This window comes from Bacillus cereus group sp. BfR-BA-01524, from assembly GCF_022662595.1.
Taxonomy (GTDB): Bacteria; Bacillota; Bacilli; order Bacillales; family Bacillaceae_G; genus Bacillus_A; species Bacillus_A thuringiensis_S.
The window spans coordinates 1-469 of sequence record NZ_JAKUDW010000286.1 but is presented as its reverse complement, the minus strand read 5'-3'; the positions used below and the strand labels follow the sequence as shown (position 1 = coordinate 469).

The window sequence follows — 469 nt, the reverse complement described above, 5'->3', positions numbered from 1 at the left end:
AAGTTGGATAAGTGGATAGAGAGACAAGAAGTAGTGAACTTATTATAAATTCATTACTTCTTGTATTAAGATACGTTTTTAAACTTATATTGCTACAGGTTGCATGTGAATTAGCTAATAGATATTATATAAATTATAGGGTGTGAAAAATTTGTTTATAAAGAAGATAAAGATACCATCATTTAGGAAATTGAAGTTATTTGAACTCGATCTTTCAAGTGCAAATAAGTTAGATAGTAATAAGAATATGAATTTAACAATAATAATTGGGGAAAATGGAACAGCAAAAACAACAGTTTTCGAAGCGATTATTCGTTGTTTTCTAAATAAGGAACGCTTCAATCAAATGGGGAAAATTGAATATTCGTATGAGGGGGAAGATTTCGTTAGTAATGAAGATGAGGCACCCTTACCTAAAAAAATTATAGTTTCTACTTATACACCTATTGATAAGTTAGAGGGAGTTATT

The 469-nt window shown here is 28.8% G+C and carries 1 protein-coding gene; it reads left to right on the top strand.

Annotated elements, in window-relative coordinates:
• Window positions 1-151: 151 nt before the first annotated feature.
• A partial coding sequence (locus MR170_RS31090; protein WP_242310678.1) for an AAA family ATPase occupies window positions 152-469 on the top strand: 318 nt, incomplete at its 3' end.